This is a genomic window from Burkholderia sp. BE17, from assembly GCF_009362305.1.
GTDB lineage: Bacteria > Pseudomonadota > Gammaproteobacteria > Burkholderiales > Burkholderiaceae > Burkholderia > Burkholderia pyrrocinia_C.
The window spans coordinates 72,384-94,057 of record NZ_WHNU01000001.1 but is presented as its reverse complement, the minus strand read 5'-3'; the positions used below and the strand labels follow the sequence as shown (position 1 = coordinate 94,057).

18 protein-coding genes and 1 tRNA gene are annotated in these 21,674 nt (G+C 59.0%); 6 read left to right on the top strand and 13 right to left on the bottom strand.

Annotated features, from left to right (window positions below):
- The first annotated feature begins 97 nt into the window (after nt 1–97).
- Nucleotides 98–1,273, top strand: coding sequence for a phage/plasmid replication protein, II/X family (locus tag GD429_RS00405; RefSeq protein ID WP_152855207.1), 1,176 nt, complete (start codon nt 98–100; stop codon nt 1,271–1,273).
- Between the two features lie 89 nt (nt 1,274–1,362).
- The gene (locus tag GD429_RS00400; protein WP_152855206.1) at nt 1,363–3,015 is read left to right on the top strand and encodes a DUF927 domain-containing protein; all 1,653 of its coding nucleotides are present in this window, start codon (nt 1,363–1,365) and stop codon (nt 3,013–3,015) included.
- A gap of 288 nt (nt 3,016–3,303) precedes the next feature.
- Here GD429_RS00400 and GD429_RS00395 read toward each other — a convergent pair whose 3' ends face one another.
- Nucleotides 3,304–3,972, bottom strand: a complete 669-nt coding sequence (locus GD429_RS00395) for a hypothetical protein (protein WP_152855205.1) — start codon at nt 3,970–3,972, stop codon at nt 3,304–3,306.
- Between the two features lie 211 nt (nt 3,973–4,183).
- Between GD429_RS00395 and GD429_RS00390 the strand changes: the two genes are divergently transcribed.
- The gene (locus GD429_RS00390; RefSeq protein ID WP_152855204.1) at nt 4,184–4,435 is read left to right on the top strand and encodes a helix-turn-helix domain-containing protein; all 252 of its coding nucleotides are present in this window, start codon (nt 4,184–4,186) and stop codon (nt 4,433–4,435) included.
- 33 nt (nt 4,436–4,468) lie between these two features.
- Here the strand turns inward: GD429_RS00390 and GD429_RS00385 are convergent, their stop codons facing one another.
- The 9 genes from GD429_RS00385 to GD429_RS00345 form a co-directional block, all read right to left on the bottom strand.
- Nucleotides 4,469–5,140 (bottom strand): hypothetical protein, encoded by a 672-nt coding sequence (locus tag GD429_RS00385; protein ID WP_152855203.1) that lies wholly within the window; start codon nt 5,138–5,140, stop codon nt 4,469–4,471.
- Nucleotides 5,137–5,430 carry a hypothetical protein gene (locus GD429_RS00380; protein ID WP_152855202.1) on the bottom strand — a complete coding sequence of 98 codons (294 nt, stop codon included), beginning with the start codon at nt 5,428–5,430 and terminating at the stop codon, nt 5,137–5,139. The genes GD429_RS00385 and GD429_RS00380 overlap by 4 nt, the downstream gene beginning before the upstream one ends.
- Nucleotides 5,431–6,155: 725 nt before the next feature.
- A complete protein-coding gene (locus GD429_RS00375; protein WP_152855201.1) occupies nt 6,156–6,794 on the bottom strand; it encodes a hypothetical protein in 639 nt (212 codons plus the stop codon).
- A 121-nt stretch (nt 6,795–6,915) separates the two neighbouring features.
- The gene (locus GD429_RS00370; protein WP_152855200.1) at nt 6,916–8,796 is read right to left on the bottom strand and encodes an ATP-dependent nuclease; all 1,881 of its coding nucleotides are present in this window, start codon (nt 8,794–8,796) and stop codon (nt 6,916–6,918) included.
- Nucleotides 8,797–8,944: 148 nt separating this feature from the next.
- Nucleotides 8,945–13,189 carry an AAA domain-containing protein gene (locus GD429_RS00365; RefSeq protein ID WP_152855199.1) on the bottom strand — a complete coding sequence of 1,415 codons (4,245 nt, stop codon included), beginning with the start codon at nt 13,187–13,189 and terminating at the stop codon, nt 8,945–8,947.
- A gap of 10 nt (nt 13,190–13,199) precedes the next feature.
- Nucleotides 13,200–14,324: a DNA methyltransferase gene (locus GD429_RS00360; protein WP_152855198.1), complete on the bottom strand. Its 1,125-nt coding sequence runs from the start codon at nt 14,322–14,324 to the stop codon at nt 13,200–13,202.
- Nucleotides 14,325–14,708: 384 nt separating this feature from the next.
- Nucleotides 14,709–15,284: a recombinase family protein gene (locus GD429_RS00355; protein WP_152855197.1), complete on the bottom strand. Its 576-nt coding sequence runs from the start codon at nt 15,282–15,284 to the stop codon at nt 14,709–14,711.
- Between the two features lie 246 nt (nt 15,285–15,530).
- Nucleotides 15,531–17,099: an AAA family ATPase gene (locus GD429_RS00350; protein WP_152855196.1), complete on the bottom strand. Its 1,569-nt coding sequence runs from the start codon at nt 17,097–17,099 to the stop codon at nt 15,531–15,533.
- A 428-nt stretch (nt 17,100–17,527) separates the two neighbouring features.
- Nucleotides 17,528–17,604 (bottom strand) — tRNA-Pro (locus GD429_RS00345).
- Nucleotides 17,605–17,765: 161 nt separating this feature from the next.
- Here GD429_RS00345 and sixA point away from each other — a divergent pair.
- The gene (gene sixA, locus GD429_RS00340) at nt 17,766–18,227 is read left to right on the top strand and encodes a phosphohistidine phosphatase SixA (RefSeq protein ID WP_152855195.1); all 462 of its coding nucleotides are present in this window, start codon (nt 17,766–17,768) and stop codon (nt 18,225–18,227) included.
- 170 nt (nt 18,228–18,397) lie between these two features.
- The gene (locus GD429_RS00335; protein ID WP_152855194.1) at nt 18,398–19,204 is read left to right on the top strand and encodes a GNAT family N-acetyltransferase; all 807 of its coding nucleotides are present in this window, start codon (nt 18,398–18,400) and stop codon (nt 19,202–19,204) included.
- Between the two features lie 210 nt (nt 19,205–19,414).
- Here the strand turns inward: GD429_RS00335 and GD429_RS40215 are convergent, their stop codons facing one another.
- Nucleotides 19,415–19,585: a hypothetical protein gene (locus GD429_RS40215; protein ID WP_174419115.1), complete on the bottom strand. Its 171-nt coding sequence runs from the start codon at nt 19,583–19,585 to the stop codon at nt 19,415–19,417.
- 136 nt (nt 19,586–19,721) lie between these two features.
- Between GD429_RS40215 and GD429_RS40210 the strand changes: the two genes are divergently transcribed.
- The gene (locus GD429_RS40210) at nt 19,722–19,898 is read left to right on the top strand and encodes a hypothetical protein (RefSeq protein ID WP_174419116.1); all 177 of its coding nucleotides are present in this window, start codon (nt 19,722–19,724) and stop codon (nt 19,896–19,898) included.
- Nucleotides 19,899–19,917: 19 nt separating this feature from the next.
- Here the strand turns inward: GD429_RS40210 and GD429_RS00330 are convergent, their stop codons facing one another.
- Nucleotides 19,918–21,297 carry an MATE family efflux transporter gene (locus tag GD429_RS00330; RefSeq protein WP_152855193.1) on the bottom strand — a complete coding sequence of 460 codons (1,380 nt, stop codon included), beginning with the start codon at nt 21,295–21,297 and terminating at the stop codon, nt 19,918–19,920.
- Between the two features lie 10 nt (nt 21,298–21,307).
- The gene (locus tag GD429_RS00325; RefSeq protein ID WP_034183291.1) at nt 21,308–21,631 is read right to left on the bottom strand and encodes a DUF2288 domain-containing protein; all 324 of its coding nucleotides are present in this window, start codon (nt 21,629–21,631) and stop codon (nt 21,308–21,310) included.
- Nucleotides 21,632–21,674 lie beyond the last annotated feature (43 nt).

The following is a 21,674-nucleotide window of genomic DNA, read 5'->3' as shown; positions in this document are numbered from 1 at the left end:
ATATGATAATCCGTTCGCAACCGCAGGATGACAAATTGGCACGCAGTGCCGACGTCCCCATCACGCAATTGATGGCTTCGCCTAGCGAGTGTGCCTGATGAAGAAACGCCCGAGTCAAATTGACAGTCCGCCGCTGAAGCCGATGACAGAGAAGTTGGTGCAGATCGGTATGGCGTTCCGCCCGACTGATCGTGTGAACTTCGACACCGTCGAATTCTCGGTCAGCGGCATCGAATGGGATGTATCCGGCCAGACGAGCAGCCTGGTCAGCGACGGTGATGGCGCGCTTCTCTTCGATCGCACGAATCGTCTCCCGGTCAGCGGCAAGTACGGCATGCATAACTTGCAGGTCCGCTACAGCCCGACCAAGAAGATGTTGTACGTGGAGGGTTCGCTGTTCGGTTTCATTCTCGGCCAGAACGTCTTCACGTCGCAGTATCTCGCGAAGGGATTGGCGTGCGTGATCCACGCGCTCAAGAAGGAGTTGGGCTTTACGTTCGCTGTGCCGATGCGCGAACTCATCTACGAGCATGTGACGCTGCATCGGGTTGATCTTGCCGTGAACCTGGAGTTGAAGTCGGAGCCGTTCGTGAAGACGTGCCTGCAGCAGATTGCGCGGCAACTAATCGAGCAGCATTGCACGGTGCACAAGGCGGTTACGTCCATGTACTGGACGCCGAAGGACGGTCGTTACTACAGCATCATTTTTTACGACAAGGGGGAGGAAGTCCGCCGCAGGTGCATGCGCAAAGCAAAGAGCGCAGGCGACGAGCAGCAGAAATTTATCGAAGACTTGTGCAACGAGTGCGATGGTCTGCTGCGCGTTGAAGTTCGCTTGATGAGCGCGGAGCTGAAGAAGCAGGGTTTGCAGAACGTCAAGGCGTGGAGTGGCAACGCACCGAAGGAGATTTTCAACCGCTACTACGGCAACGTGCCCGTCCTCAACGTGGTGTCGTCCGGGCTGGACCCCACCGAGTTTGAGGCCATTCCGCGTGGTCTGCGGCCCGTCATGGCGCTGCATAAGCTGAATGTGCCTATGGAGTTGGTGTATTCGACCCGCAGCATGGCTCGGCATCGCGCTGAGTTCCGCAACCGGAATATCGACCCGAATTGTCCGGCACAAGAGAAAGTGGTGCCACTGACGGACGTGCTGACGGCTTCGCGCATCAAGCCGACGCCGCCGTGGCTCGTCGATGCCCGATTCGCGCCGGTGCCTGATAAAGCTAGCGATCCACCGCGCCCCAAGAGAGGACGTGTGTCAAGGCTCACGTAGGGCTGCGACGAGTGAGCGTTGCTAAATCCCTAACCGCGGCCCGCGCTTCCTTGAGGCAACGCGGGCCGCAAAACGGAACACCAAACAACATGAACCCTATTGAAGATGACAGCACGGCAGTCGATACCGCTCCCAGCGTGTGGAAGTTGCCGTGCTCGGAAATGAAGTTCGTCGCGAACGTAGTCAATGCGGATGGCGGCCACCCGGCGTATCTGATGGAATTCAAGGGCGTAGGTGACGTGCCAAAAGAGATCGAGATTCCGGCGACCTTGACCCTGAGCCCGTCGCAGCTCGCGCGCCATTTGATCGTGCATGGTGTAGAACTGCACTCGAACGACGCGGCGAAGCACGTGGCAGACTTCCTGCGTACCTGTAACGGCGGCAAGACCCTTCTCCGCGCCGAGCGTGACGGCTGGCTCGACTACGGGCAAGAGCCCAGCTATGTTTTCGGTAACGAACGCTTTTCCGATCGTGTCGAACGCGTGATCCGGACTCAGGCGAACATACGCGCGTCGGCGGGTACGCTCGCGGACTGGGTCGAAGTGACGGCCCTGTGCGGCGGCAACTCGCTCATGATCGTCGCGCTCTGTTTTGCCTTTGCGTCGGCGCTCCTGAAACTGTTCGGTCACAGCGGCGTGTGTGTGAATCTGGTTGGAAATTCCAGCACGGGCAAGTCGACCATCTTGCGCCTGTTGCAAGCCCTGACCGGTTCGCCGGAGCACCTTGCCAACTGGGAAGCAACTGCGAACGGGCTGGAAGCGTATGCGGCACAGCACAAGGACTTGCCGCTCATCATTGATGAACTTGGCCAGTCGGATATCGCGTCTTTCGGGCAGTCGGTGTATCGCCTGACGAACGGCAGCGGTAGATTGCGCGCGACGACGAGTGGCGGTCTTGCGGATCAGGCGCGCTTGTCGACCGTGATTGTTTCGGCAGGCGAGGAAAGCCCTGCTGATCGCATTCGCCGTGGCGGGCAACAAGTGATGGCGGGCCAACTCGCACGCTTTATTACATTGCCGGTCAACGGCAAGCACGGTGCGTTCGAAAACCTGCACGGAGAAAGCAACGGCGCAGCGTTCTCGGCGCTTGTTCGCTCGAAGCTGCGCGAAGTGCACGGTGTCGCTTGGAGCGCGCTCGGCCAGTACGTCGCCGCGAACATCTCGGCGGTTCGCAGCGCGCACGATGATCGCTATCATGAACTGAAGGCGGTCATCAGCGAGGGCTGCAAATTCGATGCTTCGGATGGCGTGCAGATGCGCGTGCTTGAGCACTTCGCATTTGCGGCTTTTTCGGGTTTCGTTGCTATTGACGCTGGCGTGCTCGGCCTCCAGTATGGAGATGTCGCCGAGGCCATGATCCGCTGCTTCGCAGACGGGCTGAAGCAGTATCAAGCGGATGCGCGGACTCCGGAGGATGAGATTGTTGAGGAGGTACGCGAAATCGTGTTGAAGCACCGCAATAGCTTGCCGCCGTACTCCGCGTTCCTCGACGCAGATCGCAACACGCAGATCGGATTTACTTACGTCTTTCACGATGTCGATATGGTGTTGCTACTCCCACCGGCCATGCGAAAGATCAACGAGAAGTACGGAAAGAAGGTGGTGAAAGATGCCCTGCTTCGCAGGGGGTGGTTAATTCCGGGGCTGGAAGGCCGGCCGACCAGTCAGTTCACCGTCCCCGGCCACCAGAACTTGAAGCCCAGCACCTACGCGTTGCGCAGGAACGCGATTTTCGCTGAGTAGAAACGGCACGTGCCGCGTGTCGGTCAATCAACACGCGGCACGTGATCTACGAATCTACAAATCTACGCGAGATTCGGGAAGAGACGCGGAACCATCTGGTTAGCCGCCGCTTCCGCTCGCCAACGGCTTGGGTTGCTTCGAACACGCCGGAAGAACAAGCGGGATGGCTGCAATGATGTATAGGCAGTCAGCGAACGCTGGACGATTTCGCATGAAATACATCTGATCTGTATTCCTCGTTGAGAGCGACAGGCTTGCCGTCTATCGCTCTAGAGCTGTCGGGTTCGCTTACCACTTCGGCCGAGCGCACGGGGTTCCGCGGTCGGCGCAGGCGACATAGTAGTCAGTGATCGCCTTACCGCGGCCCGGTTCGGTAACGTTATCTTCGTACACATCTTGGACCATGGAAGAAAGATAGGCTTGTGCAAGAAGCGGAAATCCGCCCACATAGGTCATTTCCTGCTCCTCGGACATGCCCCTGTTCCGACAACGAATGAACTGCTCAGCCCTGTTGTACTTCGCGTTCGCCAGGTCGGGGCAAATCCCAATCATCTTTCGCGCGGCGTCTAGCTGCTGCTGCGCTTCCTGCTGGCCGCGTTGCTGCGAAGCCTTGTACGCCGCGATGTCTTTTGCATCCTGATCGGCAACCATCCGCTGCGCCTGCTGCCGTCCGGCTGCCGCTCTCTGTTCCATCTGAGCGCGGTAGGCAGCGTTGTTCTGCTGTTCTTGCTGTTGCGCTTGCTGCTGCATCCCGGCTTGTTGGGCTTGCGCTTGGACTACAAGCCGCTGATCGTCCTGCGCAGTATCTTGCCCGGGCTGCTGAGGCTGCCCCTGCGCGGGTTGGGTGACGGCATTCTGAACCGAATGGATCACACCGAGGAGCTGATTTAGCTGTGCGTGTGCGACGACGGGAGCAATGGCCACCAGAATGGCGGCGGAAATCTTCGAAAAATTCATGGTCTGTGGTTTCCTTGATTTTGTTTGTTAGGGTTCGAGGTTTAGTCTTATTGGGCGTGTGCGTAAGGAGGCAATTCCTTAATGCCCGGCGCTTCGGTTGAGGGATTTCGCGGTGGGGCAAATCAGACGTTGTCACTAGACCACGAAGAGTGACCTGATATGTGATGCAAAGTCCGTAGATCGAAACGCATCATATCGTAAAGATCGGGGCATGTCCGCACCGCTCCGAGGCCCTGATCCGAAAGCCAAACTCGTCTCTCTTCGCGACGTGCTGGCATACAACGTCCGCGTCAATCGAGTCGAGAAGTCGCTGTCTCAGGAAGAGCTTGGTTTCGCAGCCGGACTGGACCGTACGTTCATCAGCCAGGTAGAGCGGGCACGCGTCAACGTATCGGTCGATAACATCGAGCGTCTGGCGATTGCCCTTGATGTCGAGCCCGCTCGGTTGTTTGAACGGCCGTGAACTTGGATTGCGACGGTCCGGCCTCAGGCCAAACTACGGCGGTTTCTTTGGCTCGCCAGCCTCAATTGAGATCGCACCATTAAGCACGACCGATAGTGTCTCGTTGGCCGTTGTATATCTCGCATATCGGCGCTGTTCGCCCGATTCCCAGCTCGCATAATCGAGCTGAGCGTTGCAGGTCCCCATTGTTGTCGGCGGCCCTTCCGCTGGATCGAGAAGCAGCAACGCGCTCGGCTTGAACCGATGGTTGCGCTCGATGCCAGATGCGCCGATCGCGAGCACTGCATGGTTGTGCAGCGTCCCAACTTCGCGCCAGCTACAGATTACAAGCCGCTTCCGTGTCAGTTCGCGCTCAACGAATGCGACCGTATCCCGATGTGAACCGCGTTCGAGCAGCTTGGTGTGCAACTCGCAATCCAGATCGGCAATGAATGTCGCCAGTTCGGAAAACATCATGCCTTTCAGGAAGACCTCGGTTGTCTTGCGCCACAGCATCGCTTCGATGCGTCGCCGTCGAGTCGCGATCCTCGACGGATCGTCGATAACTCCAGCGATCTGCAACACCATTAGCAAGCAATGGATCACGCACGCTGAATCTATTCGACTTTGTTGGCTATGGACGGCGATCTCTGAGTGGGCAGCGCCGAGATGCAGCCCGGGACGCACGAGCGGGTGAAACCGCTGTATGACATAACTCACGTTCAATACTCGCTCGGGAGGAGCGCAGTTGTCGCGGCCCGGTCGGCATCCGTGATGAGCCAGATGCGCTCGTTGTTTGGTCCGATGCTGTAGGCGCTAAGTATTCGCATTCCATTTGTAACGGATCGGGCGTTTGCCGCGCAGTCATCGGCATCAAGTTCACCCCAGTCGCCGCACCGATGCCGCATGAACAACTGCGCGGGCTGTATTCCAGCGCGTTGCATCAGGTCGAGTGCTCCCGGTGTTGCGTAGGTGCTGCCGAGCGCGAAGAGTACTCTGGTGTATTTGTTTGTCATAACTAAGGTATCCTAAATTATTAAGGCGAGCGTTATCCTCGAACGGCTGTCCGGTGTCAGGCTCAAAGAGGATCGAAGAGCTGAAACGCGAGGATGTTGCGAGTGCGTGTCAGGGAAGCGAAGGTGCTACAGACGGGGTCGGGCGAATACTTCAGTGGACCTTGAACAGGTTGAGGAGAAAATCACCTCGGCACACGAAGATTGGCGTCACAAATCGACAATTTGCTCAAAAAATAAGCAAATACATTGCGGGGCGTCGCCGATCTGGAGACAAATGTAGCACGATTTGCTCGGAATCAATAAAAGGGCGGCATCAAATCAGGATTTCGGTCGACTACGGTGTGCGTGTCCTGTCCTCCAAGTCAAAATCCCTCATCCGACCCGTATATCGCCCCACCAGCGGCCCGCGTACATTGCCCTAAGGGGTGGGGCTGGTCGGGGTGTCGGCGGCGGCTCTGTGCCGCGAGCCCACCAAATTGAAAGAAATGTAATGTTTGCCACACCGTTTGAATCAGCTCCCCAGGAGCAAAATTTATTGAAAAGTGCCCGAATTTGCTCAAATTTTAAGCAAATTAGGTGTTTCAGGTTCTCAGAACTCCGAAGTTCATCTCTCGGTTGTCGAAATCCTGGCTATACCTTTCGGAGTGCTCGTTACTGGCTGGACGAGGCTGGATAGGGGGCATTAGCAGCCTACCAAGCTTTGCGCAGAGCCATTTTGTTATGCCTCAGCGCGGCCCAAGTGCCATGTCATAGACCCTGCCATTTTCGAGAGTCTCGAAACCGCGTGGCTTCGCCGCTGCAAATGCTACGCCGGTAGCACGGTGAAACGCTTGGATATCGTGAGACGCGATACGTAAGGCACTGTGCCACTCCGATGGGTTACCGATTTTGCCAAGTCCCAACGCAGTTCTAACCTCATTGTCAAAGGCCGGACCAACCCTGCCATCTGTGACAAGCATCACCGCCTTCGAAATTCCGACAGACCCCGCAATACCTCCGCGGGCTCGTCCCTGATAGGAAAGTTGCTCAAACACGCTCCAAAGGCTACCCAGTGCAGTGATGGTCGACGGATTTTCGAGTACGGAAGGATCGGCAAGATCGAACGTGGACAACACTGCAACATGGGGCGCAGCGAGTGCAAGAAGATCATCGAGGTACGGTGCCTCGTGCATTTCCGCTGCCGAATCTCGCCGCATCGTATTTGGGCGGCACGCCTGCCACTTTCTGAGGATTTTCCCGAGCCGTGCCGGACGTGCTTGCGCAGCGGTAGCCAGCCAGACATCCCAGTCTGCAATGTATGAGGGACTAAAAGTTGCAACCCTCTGCTGAAATACAGCAACAGTGTCTAGAGCAATTCCGGGCATGCGTATCTCCTTCAGCGGACACGACAGTTATGACAAGGCATAAGGTGACCGCTCCGAGCTGCACTTGCAGTATTGTTCCGCGGCACTTTGAGATCGAGGGGGCATCTACTGCCGAAACAGACTACTTTCCCTCCGCCTTGGCCAAGATTTCCATAAGCATCTCTGGCACCGCTCCCTCGGCCTTAAGTGTTGCCGTTCGGTACGCGAGTTGATTCTTCGCGAGACTGATCCCTGCAGCGGCCTCGACGTTGTTGCAGGACGTGATCCATTCGGTCCAGTCTTTCGACAGGAACGCTTCAAGGTGATCCTCGAAGATGGCTACGTCGTCGGCAACGAGGGCAGATGGAAAGTCCTCTTCACGTCGCCCGAAGTACTTCAATGCCATGCGATTAGCTGCTACATGAGCTTTCCGCTCCGCATCGATCTTTTCTTGTGTCTTCCCATTGGCCTTCGCACGCGCCTCGAACCCACCATCCGCATCAAAGAGCGCATAAACCGGGATGCCGATCGACGTCAGGATCGCGTGTGCAAGTGGGATGGATGTCTTGCCTCCTACGGGGACGATGGACACGCCGGCGGCCTCAAGCGAGCCGAGAGAGCTCTTGTCGCCAATACCGTAGAAAACCGATGACTCTGTCGTGCCTTCCACGAGGAAAGCGCGATGCGCGAAGAGCGCGACGGCAAGCTGATTCGCCACTATGCCGTCGAGTTGGCGGTCGACTGTATCGGCGTTCAATATCCCGTTCAGCTTTGTCTTTACGTCGGCAACCGTAGCGAGGTGAACAGTGACCACCGGAGTCTCATCAGACGATCTCGTCAGCCGCCTGACCTGGTCGAAATGTCTTGCCTCAAGGAAGTAAGGGCTATGAGTCGCATATGTTACTTGGATGCGCTTACTGGTGTCTTCGGAGAGTGCCCGGAGCACCTTCCCGAACGTCTGGGCCTGAATCGGGTGTTGATAGAGTTCCGGTTCCTCAATCGCTAGACAGATGACTCCCTCAGCCGACGCAGCGCCTGATTGCGCTAAGAGTTGGAGCGCAGAGATCAGAAGCGTGCGCTGAAAGCCATGTCCCTGTCGTTCCACAGCGGTCTCGGTAGTGCCATCGAGAACTGCCACCGCGAATGTGGTCCGAGGAGCCTTAATTTCCACCTCTACCGGGGAAACCGTGACAGCTCGACCAGGCGAGTAAGACGTGACGACCTCGTTGAGCTGCGTCGTCATGGCGTCGAGCTGTGCCTTGAACTTCTCCTCGTAGACATTCTGCTGCTTTGCGCGCGACTCCTCTACGATCTTCGCGATCTCCGCATCGGCAGCGGTACGATCGACTGAACGCTCAAGGATTCGACCGATGATGCTTGACTTCCCGTCAATCGACTCCTCGCTCGCCCGGAGATCGGCAGTGACCAAGACGAAGTCGAAAAGTCCACTCATCTTTCCACCGCTGTTGAAGCCGAAGAAGTTGGTCTGCAGTGGCTCAGGCGCTTCGACGAGTCGGTCTGTGTGATCAGCCTCCCAAGTCGTCATAGCTTGGTTGGCAGCGTCGGCATTACTCCAGGCCGGGAGACCAAGCGATGCATCAGAGTTCCGCAGATCATTGTAAGCAGCTCTCTTTTCGGCGGCCGTTCCTCTACTGCGGATGGCGTTAAATGGCGGGTAGCTCTTTGAGTTCGCAGATAGGGTTTCGGTCCCGTCTGGGCCTCTGCGCTTCCACGCGGTGAACGTCGTGACGCCTGCCGGAGCGTACTTGCCAAGCTCGTTCCGATCCTTTTCAGTGAGGTCGGTGAATGTGACCTGAACCTCGATCTCTTCGTCAGCTGCCCCAAAGGAGCAGTCTTTTTCTGTCAGTGAGCCTGGTTTGCCGTTAAAGTACCAGTCAAGCGCACGAAGCACTGTTGACTTACCTGCGCCATTCGGCCCGATGAATGTCGTAACGGAATCGAAGGGGATCGTCACGTCTTTCAACGTGCGGAAGTTCTTGATGCGAGCGGATTTGATCTTCATTGCAGATCGAACTCCTTAAGGATTTCGCCGGAGAGTGCGTCGCGAAAACTAACTCGCTGCCCGAGAGAGCAGTCTCTCTCGGGCTCATTCGCCATGCTCGCACTCGAAGCAGACGCGGCGCGATGTCTCGTGCATCGTTTAGCTTGCTTTAGCTATGCCAGCGCACTTGTGCCCAGCGGGATTCGCTTGGTCCCACGACCATCGTATCGACACGACGGTTGCAGAATTCGTCGACGTAGTCTTTTAGCGCGTGCGCGGTCTCAAGTGCTCGTTTGTCTTCAGGAATGTGCGAGGCCAAGGCGTCTGGCATAACCACGATGCATTTGGCCATCGCGCGCGAGACAGCAACATTGGTCCGTTCCAACTGCATAAGAAACGCCTCTTCTCCGCCGATCACGTCGACGTCCGCCACCCCAAAGGTAACGATAATCGTATGGCGCTCCCCTCCTTGGAACCGTTCGACAGTGTCTACCGCGTCGGCGATCTGATCACTCTCGCCAGGATAGAGAAATTCGAGTTCTCGGATAACCAGTGCTCGTTGCGCACGGTGCGGTGTCACAATGCCGATGCAATTGGACCAGAACTCTTGAGGCGTAGGTGCTCGATGAGCAGGCATACCCGTCGCACGGCCGTCCAACTCCGCGCTGATCGACTGTCTTAGCATCCACACCATGCCGGCAACCACTTTTGACTCGAACGCGTTTCCCTGAGACGACAATTCGTCCTCGTGCAGGAGCGTTGCGACTACCGCCTCCGGTCTCAGTAATTCGTTGAAGGCCGTGCACCAGGGTAGATGAGCGGGATAGGCAGCTTGGGCCGGAAGCGGCTGCAAGTAATGTAGGCGTGTAGCGCCATACTCCGACGTCAGGGAGGCCGGGTAGCCGATGCGTCGCGCAAAGGCAACGATATCCTCTGCCGATCTGTAATTGCGTTCGAGCACGCAAGGCAACACCGGTGCACTGAACGTTCGCCTGGTTAAATACGTCTGGATGCTGCCGACGAGGTAGGCGGCATCTGCCGGTGCTTCAATTGAAGCAATTGGCGGCATTTGCAGATGATCGCCCGCAATAATCAGGCGCGAGTCGTCTTGCAGCCCTGAAAGCGCAGACAAGGAATGCGGCACTGAGACCTGCGAGCTTTCATCTATGACAACGACGTCAAACACCGGATGCAACGAACTGCCCGCCATGTACTTTGCAAATTGCCGACCTTGACGAACTTGGCAGCCGACAATGGTGACTCCCGTGCCTCCGGAAAGTGAGCGCAAGCAGTTCTGCATATTTGGTTCTGATCGGTCGAATACCATCGTCTGATAGCTGACGTGTCCCGCGAATCCAGTGGGCACTGTGCCGATAGCTCGACCTTGTGAGTAGCCCATATAAAAGTCTGCTACTGACGCCGGATCGCTGCTTGCGGCCCTTGCCGAGCGCAGCATCACTTCCTCTACCGCTTTGTAGGTTGGACCAGTTACGAGTATCCGCAGTGGCTGCCCCAGGCTGGTAGCGTGGACTGCCATCGCATGAAGCATGGCAGCGAGTGTCTTGGTTTTTCCTGTGCCAGGAGGCCCCCAGATGAGCGTGAGCCCTCGTTCAAGGGAATGAGCGACTGCGCGTTCTTGGGAGTCGTTCAAGCCATCCAGTCTGCGCACATAGCCCGCCAGCGAGAGCGAGGTCGCTGGCGCGGTAATGACCTTCTGCTCCAGTGCAGCCGGATTCCACAGCACGCGCGCTGCCGGGGTCTCCAGCGAACTTCCTCCTCGTCGAGCGGACGGTGAAATCCCCATCGCGACGGCTGCATTGTTGTCCGGCACTGCAATCCGAGGAGTTCCTATCCCCTCCAAAATGGGGGCGCTGTGCTCTGCCCAGTTAAAAAGTTTGGGCTTCTTGCCTTCCACAAGAAAAACATCGTCCAACAACGGGACCGATGCATTGGCAATCAGATAGGGTACGAACAACGGTTCATTTTTTACACGCAGTTGAACCCGTGCGCGCCGATGCACTCGGTCGAAACTCAGCAGCCGTGCCTCTAACACCGACCACAACGGCCGAGTCAGCAGATCGGTGTTACCGCCATACCCGGGGCTCCCTGGCCGCAGCAATCGCGCAGCGTGCTGCAGAGGCATGCCCGGATGGCCGAGTTTGCCGATCGTGAGCATTGAATCCTCTTTGAACTTTGCCTCTGCCGAATTTGCACTAACGTCGAAGTCGTAGATGTCGTTTCCCGCGCGCGCGCCATTCTTGAGGACGACGGACTCGTAGCTGGCCTCAAGTCGTTCCCCATCCATCGACAGGCGAATGTGCGCTTCGAGTTGAGACGCATTGAACTCTAACTGGTCCCACCACAACCACAGTTTTCCGTCAAAAGCAACGTTAGACGCACCGCGAGGAATCGACGTCGGAATACGTGTCGCTTTCGCCCGAAACTGTCCTCGGTAGTCTTGGCGCAACTTCTCGCAGACTGCCTCTAAAGCGCGCGACTGGCGTGCGAGAGCGTCTGAATACTGCGAGATCACAGTGTTTCGAGGCACCAGATTGCCATTACCTCGCTTGATTTGTGTGCTATTCGACCAAATCTCGTAGATGCGTTCGCGAGGAATGCCATTGCTAAGATATTCGCGATAGTACGAGTCATGTACAGCTGGCGACGCCCCCAATCGATAATGTTCAACGGTGTCAAAAAGAGTAATGACGTGTCGGGTCGGCGCAAACACCATCCGGCGAACAATTTCCTCCACCGCGACCACAGTAGCAGCCTCTAACGAATCAGGCCGTGCAATCATTTCGTCTGGCGGGAAGACCCAGACCAGCGCCTTAGCTTTGCGTGTTGTCAGTGCCATTACGCGTGGCAGGTGGCGTCCCATCGCGTTGCAAAGCTCCTGAAACTGTCGCAGCTCCCAGAAATGAATTTGGGCAGTTACTGAACCCGTGACCATGTGTTCCGCGACGTCGACGCAATTGGCTATTTGCGTGAGAAATGCCTCTAGGGCGACCCATTCTGCGTCCAGCGTCTTTTGATCGACCACGAAAGGAACCGCCTGAAAGCGGCGGGGAGCTTGGCCTGCCGTAAAGCTCGTAGCCGTTCCCGATAGCGCCAGTCCCGTTAGCAAGCCGGAACTAGAATCGAAGTTGATACTGGCGTATAGCAGTAAATTCGCGCTAGGCACTAGCGAGGCGATGACTGCACTTGCATCCGTGGACAGCGCACCTGTCATGATGGCCGTTGAACGTGCTGGAAGCGTCTTGGCTTCTCGCTTGAGAATCGTGTGCTGCTGAAGTGCCGGGTGTCCGACCGCACCAGCGAGTGCGGTCATATCGGGTACGGTATTTAGGCGCAATACCTTCTTCGCTCCGCGCGTGACACCAGGAACGAGGCAGAGGTGACCGGTGGCGGCAGCCAAAGGCATGCAGTAGTGGGTCGGATTGGCGTCGACAATATCTGCTTGGTTCTTTCCCATGTGGCGCTTGTCGCCCAGCCAGTCGCAGCTGCCACAGGAGTTAGCTACGTGCCAATCAAGATTCTGCCAACCACCGGGGGCGGTGCTAGCAGTTCTCACGACTCGGACAACGTCGTCGAAGAATCCGCGTATCGCCGCTAGATAGTAGCGCAGTTGCGCATCCTCCGAATCCGAAACCAAAGCTTCGAGCAATTGTGCAATGGTTGCACCACCGGCCTGTTCAAGTTGATCTAGTCTGCTGTCACCTTGCTTATAGCGGGTCCAGAGGTATGCATTTGCGCTAACAAAATACCGACGCGCAAGTTCTGGATGCATTGCCAGCCAGTTGGACAGCATTAGCGCGTACATGGCAATCTCTGAGCAGTAACTCGGATTTGCCTCGGCGGTGTGTTTGATGTCGAAGATGCTCAGAGCGAGCCTTGTCTCCGTCGAGTGATCTATGGCCTTGCGCGTGCCGTCTGGGCACACTTCTGTCTCGCCATCGATCGCTGCACGCACGAACACGATGTCCGGGATGAAGTCCGCCAACACTGGCACGACGGCCGCATCAGTTGGCGAAAGCCCTACGTTGGACAGGACGGTTGCCTGGTGGGCGGCAACGGAAAAGCGACCTTGCAAAATTAAGGTCGGCGAGTTTGTGAGTCGTGTGAGTTCCGCTTGTAGATCGACATCACGGTAAGTACTGCCAGACTTAGAGAGTCGCACCACATTGCCGAACAACCGGACCAGCGCATCGTTGCGGTCTACTTCGAATTCTTTACCTTGAACGGCCAGTACGCCGATTCCCGGTCGCTTGATAGGTTGCGGCAATCCGGCCGCCGCCATCGTTGTTTTGTCGTGAAGTGATAAGAACAATTCTTTGTCGCACCTGGTGCGCAGGAACATCGACAGCGTGCTCTTTGATACTTTCAGCGAGACAGCGGCAGGCCCAGTTGCCATGAAAATTCCCCTACATCCTTTTTATATGAAAGTCATACTCGATCGCGGCCGATGAAGCCGCCGACATGTGGTCTGCCTGACGCTTTCCGGACGACGCAGTGTCTGCAGGACGAACCGACACCTCCCTCCACGTCACACGTGATTCTTCCAATGAGGCCCGTAGTAGCGCCTTTGCATCTACCTTCGCAGATGGGATGATTCCAAAACGGACATGCATGTCCAGGTCGTCTGCATTGGTCCGCGCCATGTTCTTCCAGACACGGCCCAGCGATTTCGCAAATGTTTCCGTGCCAGCGTGTTCCAGCTGGAACTCGTTGCCATACTCCACCTGATCACTTCCGCCTAAGAACCAGTTACGCAGCCACTGATCTTCGACATATGTGCGCATTCCGTAATATGGAGGCGAAGTTACGACGACCGAAAAGTCTCTGCTTGCCATTGGCACCGACTTGGCTAATCGAGAATCTCCATGTCGTGCGTTTGCGATGCCACCTATGTGAGGAAGTTGTTCGTTGTAGAGGCGTTCTACTTTGCGCCGAAGGACAGCTAGCACATCAACTTCAGGTGGGCGCAGCCCATGATCGCGCCAATACCGCACCGAATAGTCCGGTTTGGCCGAAAAGGTGCGCGGCATCTGATTGGAAAAATAAGAAAGACGGTCTCGGTTCTTATTCAAAGGACCGTGCAAACAGCCGAGCATGGCTGCGCGGAGCACTGCGGTAGCGTCGCTATCACGCCTCACCATCAACAACTGCTCGCGAATGGCGCATAGTTGCCGGAGCACTGTCGGTGCGAACGCGTACTGAAAGAATTCCGAGTTAGGCACTGCGACCGGGCGATGCTGCTCTATGTAGGATGCTGCTAGTTCAAGCACCGCGTTAGTGTCGACTGTCGCTAACTTGGATCGCGCAATTGCGATGGCGACCGGCGACGAGTCGATACCTCGGGAGACCAAACCGAGCTTGCGAGCAGCGAATAGCGTGGTACCGCGGCCACAGAATGGATCCATAACAACTGGCGTGTTCTGGCTGTGGCTTTTCAATACCCGGAGCGGGTATTCGAGCGGAAACATTGTGAAATATGGACAAATCGCATTTAGCGCGTTCTCGCGATCATATGCCATCGGTCGCGTCATGATCCCACCACGCGTGCTTTGACCTTCTCGCGGCTAGCGATCGCGGCGACACGCTCACTCACGTCGGCACACTTCGTCGCGCCGCGCAACGTCCCAGTCTCGGTGCGTGAGACTGCTGCTACTATCCCCAGTACAGGCCTTCTTGTTCCCCGCCCGTTGCGCCGCACTAACGCGGTCATAATCCTGATCCTTTCCTTGTATATGCATCCGCGAAACAAACTATTCATAACGCATAACGACGCGAAAATAGCTCGACCGCTGTCAGCATAGATTTTGAGGCATGTCCGCGAAATCGACAATGCGGCTCGATGTGGTCACTGGGTCCGGGTTTTCGAATCAAACTCCAGTTTGAGTCGATCTGATGAGGCAAAGCCTGCTGACAGGCTAGTCGAGGTGCGCAGCTTTCAGAATTGTCGGGTGTGAGACGGCATATTCCTTTGCCAGTCCGCGCGCTGTTGCCCCCTTCGCTAGCTTCCCCCGAATTTCCGCCTTTTGCGCCGCACTGAGCGCGTTTTTGCGTCCGAGCTTCTTCCCGCCTGCTTTAGCGCGAGCGAGTCCAGCGTGTGTACGCTCGATTAGCAGGTCTCGCTCGAACTGGGACACCGCCGCCAGCACGGTCATGTGAAGCTTTCCCGACGCACTGGTTAGATCGACTCCCTTGAGCGCCAGACAGTGCACGCAGATGCCGAGAGCTGCCAATCGCTCGATGGTCATGAGCACATCGGTCGTATTGCGACCCAGTCGGTCCAGCTTGGTGACGACAAGCTTGTCCCCCTCATCCAGTCGATCCAATAGCTTTGAAAATCCGGGGCGTTCTGCAGCGGGGACGCTGCCCGAGACGGTTTCCTCGATCGTATGGCGTGGCAGGACCGCAAACCCGGCGTTGCGGGCTTCCAGCAATTGGTTCTCGGTAGTTTGCTCCGCCGTGGAGACTCGGGCGTACAGGAACGTGCGGGCCATCGGCAACCCCGGTAATTAAACGTGGTAGCCAGGATGCCAGGAAATCAATGGGTTTACAAGGACTTTTTTACCATTGTAAACACCGAATGGCCGGTGGTAAGAAACCGGACGATTGATTTCCGCGTTGCTTCTCGCGGTTGGTCAGCCCCCCCAAAAAAAGACCGGAAGTGAGCATGGACGAAATGAACCGCCCGAAAGCTGCCGCTCGACGCCGCCGCAGTTGCATTATTTCCCGTCCGAACGTTGTCAGGCTGCAGCTGGCGCCGCCGCTCTCACGTCTTCAATGAGCGCTGGTCGTCGAGCCACGAGCCACTCGCGCAGTTCTGCAACGTAGAGGTCCCAGACCGGCGACAGGGCCGCGACGTTGACAATGGTGCTCAAGCCTACAGGTCGGTGCACGTTGAGCGTCTGCACGATGAGCTCGATGAACGAGTGAGTGTCGTCGACGGCCTCGATTCCCACTGCGAGATCGATGATTTCGTTCACCCCCTCATCTTGCTGCTGTGGCAAGTTGCGGATCATTCTGTGAAGTTGGGCCTCTGGCGCAAGGGGGGCATCTGCTTGAGCGCAGAGTTTTCTGATGCCTTGGAGGCAGCGTTGTCGGCGTGCTACCGCATGTGCTTCCGTGCCGCTCAGTACGGCGTTGGCGCGTTCGAGCTGAAGCTCCTGGGTCAAGTACAGGTCACCATCGAGCAGGAACAACTGACTGTTCACATCGTGTCCGCCGGAAAGGATAAGACCGGCGGCCAAGGTGAAGCAGTTCGTTGCTGCCCCGTAGGGGGTGATGTTGGCAACCCGCTTCATTCCCTGCCTGAACAGTTCGTGTTCGACGATGGCGAGAGCCATCTCGTCTTCGACGAAAATCTCGAGGGGACGATCCTGTTGCCCGGTCAGGCGCCGAAGCGCGTCAGGCTTGGTGTTGGAGAAGCAGTAGGTCTTGGTCTGCGCGGGCGTGGGCGGCACTGTCGGCGGCGGCACGGTCTTGACCGTGTGAATGTGCTTAATGCTCACCATATCCGTCAGCTCAAGGATCGCTTCTCTGTGGGTGGTGAAGACGATCTGCAGCGATTTCTCCTGTGCCCGCTGGAATAAGATGCCGATCAACTGCGTCAATGCGGCGGTATGCAGCAACAGGTCGATTTCATCGATCAAGATGAGCCCGTATTTAGGCGCGTTGAATACAGCCGACAGAATTTCCAACACGCGCTGCTCACCGGCGCCCATAGCGAGTGCGGAGTACCGGGTGCCGTCCAGAGCAAGACCTGGATATCGACGCCCCATATGGGCCCGATGAATGTTCAACTCGTTGTAGGCGCGATTGAAGACCGTCCCCATCTTGGCCATGATCAGGCCAGCATCAGCGTGAGCTTCTGTCTGGTAGTTGATCGCAGACGTATAGCTCTCTTCTTCGATGCGCGGCACGCAAGACTTAATGCCGATGAAGCGCAAGTGACGCTCCGGACGATTCGCATAACGCGGAGCCCAACGATCGGCGCTCTTGCGATACTCAGTTCTGACGTTGAGAAATTGATTGGCACCCTCCCGGTGGGAGTGGACCATTTCAAGGGAGCTTCCCGCCCACGTCGCATCCGTTGTGGGCGTGAAGAAGTCCCGGAATTGCCAGTTCTCTTGATCCGCGCCCTCTGGTGGCTTGTAGCAGCAGGCCAAGGCGTGCAAGATTGTTGACTTGCCGCAACCGTTCGGACCCAAGATGGCCGTGAGGGGTTTTTCGTCAAATCGAATCTCGTCAAGCGACGAAATTCCCTTGAGCTTCTTGATACTCAGGCTGTGCGTCACCTGCTGACTGACTGGCATGCTGCGTTTTGTCCTTATGTAAGCCGCGCCATCCGGCCAAGCCTTCCCCGAATTCGGTCTGGTCGCCGCCTTTGCGGATCACATCGTACCATCGCAAAGCCCCCTAGCGAGGGGACCTGGACGCGAGCCCGTGTCTTCCCACTAAGGTTGACCGCCGCAGAGAGGATGGGAAGTGCGCACACGCTTTGGCGTTTGAGCCACAGAGCGACGCTTAGCGCCAAAACGCCCCAATGCATACATAGATTAGCGACGGCGATGAACACCGGGCAGCCGTTGACCGGGGCGTAAAACGTGCGAGGTCCGATAAGGTACGACGCAAGTCCGTAGCGCTTTAGATCGTGCGATCCATTTTCCGGTAACAGAACGGTAACGAGGAGCAAAAAAGAAAAGGGGTTACAAGCAAAAAACTTGTAACCCCTTGATTTCCTTGGTCGGAGCGATAGGATTCGAACCTACGACCCTCTGATCCCAAATCAGATGCGCTACCAGGCTGCGCTACGCTCCGACGAGCCAAAGATTGTATCGTCTAATTACTGATTCGGTCAACCGCGATGTGCGGGCAAATGCCGCGACGGTGAACCGGCCACGATTTGCGACAATTCGCACGATGATCGGCCGGCCCGCATGCACGTGCGCGGGGCCGCTCGCCGAAGCAAGGAGAACATCATGATGAACCTGATCCTGTGGCGCCACGCGGAAGCCGAAGACTACGCGACGAGCGATCTCGCGCGCCAACTGACCGTTCGTGGCCGCAAGGACGCGCAGGCGATGGCCAAATGGCTGCGGGGCCGGCTCGAGACGAACGCCATGATCCTCGCGAGCCCGGCGGCCCGCACCGTGCAGACCGCCGAGGCGCTGACCGACCAGTACCGGACCATCGACGCGCTCGCACCGGGCGGCAGCGTCGACGACGTGCTGGCGGCAGCCGGCTGGCCGGAAGGCGTCGCGCCGACGGTCGTGATCGTCGGGCACCAGCCGACGCTCGGCAGCGTCGCCGCGCAACTGATCGCCGGCAGCGACGACAGCTGGAGTATCAAGAAGGGCGCAATCGTGTGGCTCGCGAGCCGCACGCGTGACGGCAGCCGGCAGGCCGTGCTGCGCGCGGTATTGGCGCCGGAACTCGCATGAAGCAGGCCTGACGGGGGGTAAAGGGATTCATCAGACGGTTTCGCAAGCTTTCTGCTAAAGTCATTTCGGCGACACGTCATTGAAAGGACACGGTCGTGCCACATAACGGTCACGGCCGATTACTACATTGGCGGGCATGTCGTCCTATTCCTTACGACCAGGAAAGCCTAATGCGAGAACTGCCGACGCCTACGCTCCCCTTTGCCTCGCTGCCCCTCGACACGTCGCGGCGCCGCCTGCCGCGCGCTGCTGAAACCGTCACATCGGAGTATCGCCTGCGCGCTGCGTGGGCCCGCACGGAAGACGAATTGCGCGAAGCGCAACGCCTGCGTTACAGCGTGTTCGCCGAAGAGATGGGCGCGCAGGTCAGCGGCCCCTCCGGTCTCGACGTCGATCCGTTCGATGCGTACTGCGACCACCTGCTGGTGCGCGATCTCGATACGCTGAAGGTCGTCGGCACCTATCGCGTGCTGCCGCCGCACCAGGCGGCGCGTGTCGGCCGCCTGTATGCCGAAGGCGAATTCGACCTGTCGCGCCTCACGCACCTGCGCGGCAAGATGGTCGAGGTCGGCCGCTCGTGCGTGCACAGCGACTACCGCAGCGGCGCCGTCATCATGGCGCTGTGGGGTGGCCTCGGCGCGTACATGATGCAGAACGGCTACGAGACGATGCTCGGCTGCGCGAGCGTGTCGATGGCCGACGGCGGCCACTATGCTGCAAACCTGTACCAGTCGTTGTCGGCGAGTTCGCTGACGGCGCCCGAGTACCGCGCGTTCCCGCATACGGCACTGCCGGTCGACGAACTGCAGACGGGCACCGTCGTGGCGCCGCCGCCGCTGATCAAGGGTTACCTGCGCCTCGGCGCGAAGATCTGCGGCGCGCCGGCCTGGGATCCCGATTTCAATTGCGCGGATTTCCTGACGCTGTTCCGCCTGTCCGACATCAACGCGCGCTACGCCCGCCACTTCCTGGGCTGAGCCGTCTGAATCGCGTCGCGCCCGTCCTGGGCGCGCACATGCGAACGCCGTCGCGCGGCAGTCGGTCGCGCGACGGCGTTCGTGTATTCAGTCAACGTGAGTGTATCCAGCCCTGTCAAATTCGACGATGCACGACTCCTGCCGTGCCACGGGGCGGCACGTTCGCAAACGGCTCGGGTTCGACGCCGGCCGGATGGCAGGGCGGCTCGCTCAGTGCTTGCGCCGCCAGTCGAGCAGGTGGTGTTCCGCCATCCAGTGGTGGATCATCCCTTCGCCGTCATGGCTGCGCTTGTATTCGCGCGCCTCGAAGTACGACAGCGCGGCCAGCACCATCAGGCCGATGAACAGGCCGATCAGGCCCGCAATTTCCTCAGACGACATGGCAGCCTCCTTTCCTCGGCACAGCGCCATTCGTACATAGTAGGACATGCGCGGCGCGACCTCGAAACCGGATTTCCGCTAGACTCGGCGCGGTCCTGGCGCGCGATGGGCGCGCCGATTTTCGGAGTGATACCCGATGCCCCGTTTCATGCTGGCCGTGCTGGCCGCAGCGCTTCTCGCCGGCTGCACCAGCGATCCTCGTCAGGCCCGCCGCGGCCACCCGCCGGAAGATCCGGCCGACTATCACGGCGTGCCGACCGACATGACGCCGCCGTCGATGCTCGACGCGCCGCCCCCGAAGCCGACTCAGTAACGGTCGGCCCGGCCGGCGGTCAGGCGCGGGCCGCGGGTGCGGCGTGCGCGTCGGCGCCCATGCGCCGCAACAGCCCCGGCAGGTAGCGCGCGAGCGTCGCGCCGCGCGCGGCCATGAACAGCAGCAGCGCGAACCAGAGGCCGTGATTGCCGAACGTGCCGACGGCGGCGAGCGTCGCCGCGATGAAGATCGAGAACGACACGACCATCGCGCGCATCAGCGATTGCGTCTGCGTGGCGCCGATGAACACGCCGTCGAGCAGGAAGCCCCAGACGGACACGACCGGCGAGATCGCGGCCCACGGCAGGTAGCGCAGCGCGACTGCGCGGATCTCGGCCTGATCGGTCAGGCGCGCGACGATCCAGCCGCCGGCGGCCCAGTAAACGAGCGCGAACAGCAGCGCGCCGAGTGCCGACCAGAACAGCGTGACGCGCACGGCCTGCCGGAATGCGCGGCGGTCGCGCGCGCCGGCCGCCGCGCCGACGAGTGCCTCGGCCGCATGCGCGAAGCCGTCGAGGCCGTACGCCATGAAGGTCTGGAAATTTAGCAGCAGCGCGTTCGCCGCGAGCGTCGCGTCGCCCTGTTTCGCACCGAGGTGCGCGAACCAGCCGAATGCGCCGAGCAGGCACAGCGTGCGCAGGAAGATGTCGCGATTGAGCGCTATCAGCCGCTTGAGCGCCACGCGGTCGGCGAGCGCACGCGCGGCAATTGGCCCGAGGCCGCGCGGCCGCAGCCGCCACAGCATCCACGCGCCGAGCGCGAAGCCGCACGCATCCGCGGTGGCGGTCGCGGCGCCGATGCCGGTGATGCCCCAGCCGAAGCCATATACGTAGAGCAGCACGGCGCCGATGTTCACCGCATTGATGAACACCTGCGCGACGAGCGCGAGCCGGACGCGCTGCATGCCGAGCAGGTAGCCGAGCACGACGTAGTTCGCGAGCGCGAACGGTGCGCTCCAAATCCTCGCGTGGCTGTACGCGAGGGCCGTCGCGCGGACGGCATCGCTGCCGCCGAGCGCGCTCAGCGCGAACGACAGCAGCGGCACCTGCAGCGCGAGCACCGCGGCACCGAGCGCGAATGCGACGATCAACGCGCGCAGCAGGTTCAGGCGGATGCCTGCGTCATCGCCGGCGCCGTGCGCCTGTGCGACGAGGCCGGTCGTCCCCATCCGCAGGAAGCCGAAGCCCCAGAACACGAAATTGAAGAACAGCCCGCCGAGCGCGACGCCGCCGAGATACTGCGCGCCGTCGAGGTGGCCGGCGACGGCCGTGTCGACGGCACCGAGGATCGGCTGGGTCAGGTTCGCAAGGACGATCGGAAAGGCGAGCGCGAGGACGCGCCGGTGCGTGACGGTGGCCGAGCCAGCGGCGGCCCCGTGCGGTAACGCGGATTCGGACATGGCGGACGCGTCAGGCGCGTTCCTGCACGCAGACCCATGGCGACACGACGACCGCCCACAGCTCCGGGTTGCGCGCCGCGTAGTCGGCGGCGGTTTCAGCCGGCATGCGCGCGACGAGGCCGGCAGACAGCCAGCGCGTGACCTGTTCGGCTTCGTCGCCGGCGATCGCTTCCGCGACGCTGACAAGATCGAGGTCGCGCGCGACCGACAGCAGCTTGCCCTGCGCGAAGAAGCGCTCGAGATCGCACCAGTCGATCTTGGCGGTCTCGCCGAGGAGTTTGGCGTAGAGCGGGCTGTGCGACGCGCCCGCGGCGGATTGGCGTTCAGAGGACATCGGTTTTTTGGAAAGACTGCGTGGCGCCACTATAAACCATCCG

What these genes read in the sequence shown, in the direction of transcription:
- GD429_RS00405 (WP_152855207.1), top strand. Translation starts at nt 98, where the DNA reads ATGAAGAAACGCCCGAGTCAAATTGACAGTCCGCCGCTGAAGCCGATG.
- GD429_RS00400 (WP_152855206.1), top strand. Translation starts at nt 1,363, where the DNA reads ATGAACCCTATTGAAGATGACAGCACGGCAGTCGATACCGCTCCCAGC.
- GD429_RS00395 (WP_152855205.1), bottom strand. Translation starts at nt 3,972, where the DNA reads ATGAATTTTTCGAAGATTTCCGCCGCCATTCTGGTGGCCATTGCTCCC.
- GD429_RS00390 (WP_152855204.1), top strand. Translation starts at nt 4,184, where the DNA reads ATGTCCGCACCGCTCCGAGGCCCTGATCCGAAAGCCAAACTCGTCTCT.
- GD429_RS00380 (WP_152855202.1), bottom strand. Translation starts at nt 5,430, where the DNA reads ATGACAAACAAATACACCAGAGTACTCTTCGCGCTCGGCAGCACCTAC.
- GD429_RS00375 (WP_152855201.1), bottom strand. Translation starts at nt 6,794, where the DNA reads ATGCCCGGAATTGCTCTAGACACTGTTGCTGTATTTCAGCAGAGGGTT.
- GD429_RS00370 (WP_152855200.1), bottom strand. Translation starts at nt 8,796, where the DNA reads ATGAAGATCAAATCCGCTCGCATCAAGAACTTCCGCACGTTGAAAGAC.
- GD429_RS00365 (WP_152855199.1), bottom strand. Translation starts at nt 13,189, where the DNA reads ATGGCAACTGGGCCTGCCGCTGTCTCGCTGAAAGTATCAAAGAGCACG.
- GD429_RS00360 (WP_152855198.1), bottom strand. Translation starts at nt 14,324, where the DNA reads ATGACGCGACCGATGGCATATGATCGCGAGAACGCGCTAAATGCGATT.
- GD429_RS00355 (WP_152855197.1), bottom strand. Translation starts at nt 15,284, where the DNA reads ATGGCCCGCACGTTCCTGTACGCCCGAGTCTCCACGGCGGAGCAAACT.
- GD429_RS00350 (WP_152855196.1), bottom strand. Translation starts at nt 17,099, where the DNA reads ATGCCAGTCAGTCAGCAGGTGACGCACAGCCTGAGTATCAAGAAGCTC.
- sixA (WP_152855195.1), top strand. Translation starts at nt 17,766, where the DNA reads ATGATGAACCTGATCCTGTGGCGCCACGCGGAAGCCGAAGACTACGCG.
- GD429_RS00335 (WP_152855194.1), top strand. Translation starts at nt 18,398, where the DNA reads ATGCGAGAACTGCCGACGCCTACGCTCCCCTTTGCCTCGCTGCCCCTC.
- GD429_RS40215 (WP_174419115.1), bottom strand. Translation starts at nt 19,585, where the DNA reads ATGTCGTCTGAGGAAATTGCGGGCCTGATCGGCCTGTTCATCGGCCTG.
- GD429_RS40210 (WP_174419116.1), top strand. Translation starts at nt 19,722, where the DNA reads ATGCCCCGTTTCATGCTGGCCGTGCTGGCCGCAGCGCTTCTCGCCGGC.
- GD429_RS00330 (WP_152855193.1), bottom strand. Translation starts at nt 21,297, where the DNA reads ATGTCCGAATCCGCGTTACCGCACGGGGCCGCCGCTGGCTCGGCCACC.
- GD429_RS00325 (WP_034183291.1), bottom strand. Translation starts at nt 21,631, where the DNA reads ATGTCCTCTGAACGCCAATCCGCCGCGGGCGCGTCGCACAGCCCGCTC.